The organism is Ruegeria sp. CH8, assembly GCF_056536985.1.
Genome location: NZ_JBQFQR010000031.1, coordinates 34,848 through 41,391 on the forward strand (window position 1 = coordinate 34,848; position 6,544 = coordinate 41,391).

The window sequence follows — 6,544 nt, forward strand, 5'->3', positions numbered from 1 at the left end:
ACCAAGATATGCGCGAACCGGAGAATTTTATGGCACAATCAACAAACAAGGTGGACCTGACTCGTCAGCTCGCAGAGTTCGTTGCTCGCACAAGCTTCGATGACTTGCCGACCGAGGTCGTCGAACAGGCGAAACTCTTCATACTCGATACCCTTGGCTGTGCTTTGGGCGGTCGCGTTCAGGCCAGGGAAGAGGTTTCCTGGGTGACGGGGTTCGCCGCGGCTCAAAAAGCGGGTGGATATTCCACCGTCTTTGGCGAGGCGGGAAAAACCAGCGCTGTTACAGCCGCGCTGACCAATGGCGCCATGGCACATACGATTGACTTCGACGACACGCATATGCCGTCGATTTCCCACCTCGGATCGTCTCTGGTCGCCACGACCTTTGCCCTGGGCGAGGAACTGCAATCGAGCGGCAAGGAGATCATCGAGGCCTTTGTCCTGGGCTTCGATGTGGCCGGGCGCATCGGGCGTTGCACTATGCCGACCCACTACAAGTTCTGGCATCCCACCGCGACCTTCGGGGGCATCGGCGCAGCCGCCGCCGCAGCGAAGCTGCTGAAGTTGGATGCTGTTGGCATCGAGATGACCATGGGACTCGCGGCTGATGCAGCTGGCGGGCTTCGCTACGGCGTCGAGAATGGCGATTTCTCAAAAAGTCTGCATCCTGCCATGGCAGCGATGAAAGCTGTGCTGTTTGCCCAACTGGTCAAAGGCGGTGCGACCGGCCCGCTTGGAATCCTTGAATATCCGTCTGGCTTCTTCAACGCCTTCTCGGAAGAGCCAAACCCCGAACCTCTTCTCGACCGGTTGGGAGAATACTACGAGGTCAGCATCGGCGGTCTGAAATCGCTTCCGACAATCCAATGCAGCCATACGGCAGTGACAAAAACGCTCGACCTGGTCGCCGAGAACGACCTGCAAACGGAAGACATCGCTGAGGTCAGCATCGTACAGTCCGAGACCATGCCAGGACAGGGCATGAACTATGCGCCAAAGAGCCCCCTTGCAGCGCGTCTCAGCACGCCTTTCGCCGTGTCTCTGGGTCTCAAGGACGGTGCAGTCACGCTCGAACGCTTCTCGGACGAAACTCTTGCCGACCCGGATATTAGCGATCTGATGCCCCGCATCAAGATCGAGGCCAGCATGGAACTGGCAGAGAAATACCCCAATACTGTTGCCGCCCTCGTGGATGTCAAAACCCGCGATGGTCGGGTCTTCTCAGGGGAACAGATTTACGCCAAGGGCGACCCGAACAACCGAATGACCCCGGAGGAAATTGCGGCAAAGTTCCGCACGCTGGCGACCGGGGCGCTTGGTATTGAGCGAACCGACCGGGTGACTGCTGACATCCTCGCTCTGGAGGTCGCCGAAGACCTTCGCGAGGTCACCAAGAGCCTTGGCGCGGCCTGACGTCGACCCGGAGAGAGTAGCATGGCAAACCCGTTTTCCGACCTGCTGGTGGTGTCTGTCGAACAGGCGTTGGCGGCACCTCTGTGCACATCGCGCCTCATCGATATGGGCGCGCGGGTGATCAAGATCGAACGCGCCGGAGGCGATTTCGCACGGGGCTATGATGCCTCAGTCCACGGCGACAGTTCGTATTTCGTCTGGACCAACCACGGGAAGGAGTCGGTGGTTCTGGACCTGAAATCAGAAAGGGACGCCGACCTGATGCACTGCCTGCTGGCGAAGGCTGATGTCTTTGTCCAGAATCTCGCGCCGGGCGCGATGGCCCGCGCGGGGTTCGGATCGGAGGAAATGCGCAAGAAAAACCCGCGGCTCATCACCTGCGACATCTCCGGTTATGGCGACGATGGTCCGGCCAGCGCGCTCAAGGCCTATGACTTTCTTGTTCAAGCCGAAAGTGGTCTGGTGGATGTGTCAGGTGCACCGGAGGACCTTGGCCGCATCGGCGTTTCGATTTGCGACATTGGGGCAGGGATGACAGCGCACGCGGCGATCGTCGAGGCGCTCCTCTATCGCGAACGCACCGGCGAAGGCTATGGCGTCAGCGTATCGCTCTTCGGGGTGGCGTCGGAATGGATGAACGTGCCGCTGATGCAGTACGAATACGGCGGCAAGGCCCCCAAGCGGGTTGGCCTGATGCACCCTACGATCCAGCCCTACGCAGCCTTCAAGGTGAACGACGGATCCCAGGTCATCATCGCCATCCAGAACGAACGCGAATGGGCACGGTTTTGCGACAAGGTACTGGAGCGACCGGGCTTGGCCACCGACGAAAGGTTCATCAGCAACAATGCGCGGGTTGAAAATGTTGAGGCGTTGCATGACATAATCGGCAGCGTTTCGCGCGCGCTCTCGCGGGAATCATTCACCACAAGACTGGCCAACGCGGATATCGCATATGGCTCCGTCAATTCTGTAGCAGCGCTTGCCGATCACGCTGGACTGAAGCGTGTCCGCGTTGCGACCACCATGGGCACGGAAGTTACCATGGCAGCTCCGCCGATTCATCGATCCATCGACGTAAATGACAGCCTGCCACCACCTCCGACTCTTGGGCTGCATACCGCTAGCGTCTTTGACGAGTTCGGAGGCTCGTACCAGCCCATAGACAGTTCAGCGAATGCTCGGGGATGAATATTGGGCCTTTCCTCTGTCTTGGCACAGCCGCTCATATGAACGTCTATTCAGCACAGTAGAGTTCGGGCAAATGGTTGAACCGTTGAGTTCCCTCTCGCAGCGCAAAGTTTCTGCGTGGATAAATCGCGCCGTATCCCGCACTTGCGCGTCCGCCCGCGATGCAGCGAAAGGTCGCTCTGAACTTCACCGCCCGAGCAATGTTGAATGACCCAAAACGGGAAGCGCAGGGCTTCGCTGCGTAAAGTCTTCTGCACTCGCAAAGGAATGTTGCATCAGCAGTAGCCGCGCGCGCATAAGGCGGATTAGTCCCGCGTTGCGGTCGCACACGTCAACGGCAGCGAAGGGTCGTTTTCCAAAAATCCTGTACGGAAGATTCCATCCCGCCCTGTTTTGCGCCGAGCCTGAATTTAGCCCTGTTGCATCAATAAATACCTTCTGCTCGGCAATTACAGACTGTGTCCATCATACTCATGGACGTGGGTGGCCTGTTCGCGGGTATGGGCAATCTCTTGGACCACGGCTGCAATCTTGCTGGATGAAACTTGATGCAGCTCACCGACAACGGCCTCGGCGCGCTCGTAGCTGTCCGGAACGCCTTGGCTATTAAAATGGGCGGCAGCGGTGGAAATGTCCGCGTCTCGCCAAGTCGCCGTGGTGCCGACTGAAACGCTGTCATGATCGTTATAGCGGGCCAGGAACTTGTTTCCGTCGAGACCGAAGCTGTTGGCGGTCGCCACAATGTCATCACGCACAGCCAGCCACTTTTCGGCCTCGGACGGGTCCAAGTTGTCCAACTCGGCCGCCTTCATGGATGTGGTGTAACTGTCGTCAGCAACAGTGTACGCCTGCAGGTCGGTGTCGTATGGGCGTAGCTCGGCAACATCGCCCTTCAGCTCTCCGATCTGCACGTCCATTGCGGCACGCAGATGCGGATCTTCGACCTCACGTGCAAGAGCCTCCATGTTCTCGATGGAGTTCACAATGTCCTTGGTCTGCTGTTCGTAGTTCTCGAAACCGGCCTGACCCAGAGCGGATTGCATATACTGAACATAGCGATCACCGGGCGACTGGTAGTCGTCGGAATCCTGAAAACCTTTGTCGCCGGACAGATCAGCAAGGGACGAATAGTAGGGGTGATACAGGTCGTATTCCTGAGCATCGTTCATGTGCTGAGAAACCAAAGCCTGCATATCGTTCAGATCAACCGGTTCCCCTGACCGCTCCGCAGCCTCTAATTCGATTTTCAGTTCTTCGACCAAATCTTGTTGCACCGTATGTTCGTCAACACGGCGGTTGGCCTGGTCCTCGATGTTGAAGCTCTTTGAAACGATGGCTGCACGATCAAAGCCCATCGCCCGCTGTTCTTTCTTTATGATGTCGATCTGCTCTGAAACGCGATCCTCGCGCGGGGCGGATTGATCAAATTGGGAATAGGGTGCGAAGTGTTCAACTTCGTTCAAAAGATAGTCTGTACGCGAAACCATAGTTTTTCCTTTGCGAGTTGATGGATAACTCTGTGATGGTTCTGCCTGGGGCGTTGGCGCGCTCATCAGGCAGACAGGGTGAACTCCTTAAAGGCTGTGTCCGTCATCGTCACCGCGCCCTTGCAAGAGCGGGTGTGTTGCGTGTGCGTGAACCTCTGAGAGTTCTTCTGAGATTGCGATGATCCTGGAAGAAGCAAGCTGGTGCAGCTCGTCAACAACGGCCTCAGCGCGGTCGTGGCTGTCCGACAATCCTTGAGCCTGGAAGTGGGCCGCGGCGGTCGATATGTCGTCGCTGCGCCATCCCATTGTTGTGCCCAAAGTGACGTTCTGGTGGTCGCCAAAGCGCGCAACAAACGCCTCACCATCGAGGCCATAGCTGCTGGCCGTTTCGGTGACTTCCTTGCGGATCGCCGCCCACTGTTCGGCCTCCGGATAGTCGAGGGTATCCATTTCAGCGGTGCCCATTCCCATCATCGTTGAATAGCGCCGGTCCTCGATGATGAAGGCTTGAAGGTCCGGATCGTTGGTGCGCATATCCGCAACGTCGCCCTTCAGCTCGCCAATCTGAATGTCCATAGCGACACGCAGATGAGGGTCATCAACCTCACGGGCCAGCCCTTCCATCTTGTCGATGGATTGCAGCAATTCTTTGGTCTGAGACTGGAAATCCTCATAGGCCCCCTCGCCCAAGGTGTCCTGCATATAGACCTCGTAGCGGCGTGCTGCCGGGGCATAATCTGCGGACGCCTGGAACGCCTTGTCATCGACAATATCAGCAAGGGCAGACAGATACGGATGGCTCTGTTCGTTGTCCCGAACGTCGCTGATATGGGCAACAACCTGAGCCTTCAGCTCGGGTGCTATTGTTTCCTCAGAACCGCCTAATTCGATGTGTCGCCGCAAGTTGCTCATGACTTCGGGGGACACATAAGACGGGTCTCCCGGCTCACCATAATCATCAAAATGATGGGCTTGATCCAACAGATGTTCCATTCTCGATACCATAGGTTCCTCTCCTTCAACGAGTTGGATGGCAAACTCTTCGATCCGGTCTTTGACGGCGTTGGCGCGCTCATCAAACAGATCCGACATTCTTGCGATGGAGAGAGTCATCACGTCGGCGGCCATGTCGCGGGCCGTAACTTCGACTTCCGGAGTGGTTTCAACAACCGACATTCCGGCCTGAACTTTCCACATATCGGTTTCGACTTCCTGCCGCAATCCGCGCTCAAGGCGGGTCGTCGCGGTCAGCTCAATTCCGTATTCCTCAGCAACCTCAACCTGGATGGAGCGCTGAACGTCGATGTTCATTTCGCTGCTCATACCCATAGCCAACCACTGCCCGTGTTCAACGCCTCGATTGTTCACAACGATGTGGACGTGGGGGTTGTCAGTGTCGTTATGGAACACTGTCAGGTAGTCCCAGGTATCCCCAAAATCACCGCTGCCAAATAGGCGGTCAGCGAACTCCAAACCGGCCTCATGAGCGGCGTCCGGATAGGTGCCTTCGGGAAAAGAAACGATCATGTGACGGGTGTAACCGTAGTTGGTTTTCCCGTTGAAATCCTCGGCCCAAGTCTCGATCAAATCACTGACCTGATCTGCATCGAGCGGGGTCACGCCATTGTCTCGGATGTCCAATACACCCTCTGCTCGGACGGTCAGATAATTGATCTGGCGGCGCAGCTCATGTGCGTTTTTCACCCCACCTTTGCGGACGTGTTTCACAACCGCCTCAGGCTTTCCAACCACAGCACCTAGCCGAGCCTTGATGGACGACGCCCGCGAGATCATGAACTTCATGCGCTTGGCGGTCTGCAGTTGCTGAGTGATCTGCTTGGAACGATCGACACCTTTCTGAGCCTCGCGGAAGGCAAGCTCCAGGAAGTCTCCTGCTGTCAGATCACGGGCAGCGGCATTCATTCTTCAGGTGTCAAATCGTCGTCGCGCAAGATTCGGCGAATGGCGGATTCAGGCTCACGGTTTCGGCGGGCCGCTGTGATCATCGCCTTCATGTCTTGTCGGTGCTGGATGATCGCGCGATGGAGGTTTTCAACATCGCGCCGGTCATCATCCGTCCAGATCACCGTGCCGCGCTTGGCCGATTTCGCAAGCTGATTGAGGTTGGTGTATCCACCCTGAACCTGCCGCAAGTGCCTCTGCCAGAGATCCACAACAGCGGGGTCAGGATCGAGATAACCGATCAGACGATAGACGAGGCGCTGGATGATCTGATTGCGGCTCTTGGCTCCGAGTACATCAACGGCCGCCTCCAGACGCTCCAGCGCATCCACTGGCAAGCGTACGGAAAAGACAGTTGTATCGGTGGGCATACTCAATGCATACCTATGGTTGTATTTTCAATTTGTAACACAACTACCTTATCCTATCATATTCTCCAAGAGGAAGCCGGGAGTGATTTTAGAAATCTGTATTTTCTAAAATTGCTCCCGG

The 6,544-nt window shown here is 56.7% G+C and carries 5 protein-coding genes; 2 read left to right on the forward strand and 3 right to left on the reverse strand.

What is annotated here, in order from left to right; genetic code table 11:
• Positions 1-29 precede the first annotated feature (29 nt).
• Together ACR0ER_RS22815 and ACR0ER_RS22820 are read left to right on the forward strand one after the other, a co-directional pair.
• A complete protein-coding gene (locus tag ACR0ER_RS22815) occupies positions 30-1,412 on the forward strand; it encodes an MmgE/PrpD family protein (RefSeq protein ID WP_170415552.1) in 1,383 nt (460 codons plus the stop codon).
• A gap of 21 nt (positions 1,413-1,433) precedes the next feature.
• Complete coding sequence (locus tag ACR0ER_RS22820) at positions 1,434-2,603, forward strand: CaiB/BaiF CoA transferase family protein (RefSeq protein WP_170415554.1); 1,170 nt, start codon at positions 1,434-1,436, stop codon at positions 2,601-2,603.
• A gap of 449 nt (positions 2,604-3,052) precedes the next feature.
• Here ACR0ER_RS22820 and ACR0ER_RS22825 read toward each other — a convergent pair whose 3' ends face one another.
• The 3 genes from ACR0ER_RS22825 to ACR0ER_RS22835 form a co-directional block, all read right to left on the reverse strand.
• Positions 3,053-4,090: a hypothetical protein gene (locus ACR0ER_RS22825; RefSeq protein ID WP_480770853.1), complete on the reverse strand. Its 1,038-nt coding sequence runs from the start codon at positions 4,088-4,090 to the stop codon at positions 3,053-3,055.
• A gap of 87 nt (positions 4,091-4,177) precedes the next feature.
• Positions 4,178-6,013, reverse strand: coding sequence for a relaxase/mobilization nuclease domain-containing protein (locus ACR0ER_RS22830; RefSeq protein WP_480770854.1), 1,836 nt, complete (start codon positions 6,011-6,013; stop codon positions 4,178-4,180).
• Positions 6,010-6,423, reverse strand: a complete 414-nt coding sequence (locus ACR0ER_RS22835; protein WP_480770855.1) for a hypothetical protein — start codon at positions 6,421-6,423, stop codon at positions 6,010-6,012. The genes ACR0ER_RS22830 and ACR0ER_RS22835 overlap by 4 nt, the downstream gene beginning before the upstream one ends.
• Between the last annotated feature and the right edge of the window lie 121 nt (positions 6,424-6,544).

Coding starts and splice junctions, on each gene's coding strand:
- ACR0ER_RS22815 (WP_170415552.1), top strand. CDS start 30: ATGGCACAATCAACAAACAAGGTGGACCTGACTCGTCAGCTCGCAGAG.
- ACR0ER_RS22820 (WP_170415554.1), top strand. CDS start 1,434: ATGGCAAACCCGTTTTCCGACCTGCTGGTGGTGTCTGTCGAACAGGCG.
- ACR0ER_RS22825 (WP_480770853.1), bottom strand. CDS start 4,090: ATGGTTTCGCGTACAGACTATCTTTTGAACGAAGTTGAACACTTCGCA.
- ACR0ER_RS22830 (WP_480770854.1), bottom strand. CDS start 6,013: ATGAATGCCGCTGCCCGTGATCTGACAGCAGGAGACTTCCTGGAGCTT.
- ACR0ER_RS22835 (WP_480770855.1), bottom strand. CDS start 6,423: ATGCCCACCGATACAACTGTCTTTTCCGTACGCTTGCCAGTGGATGCG.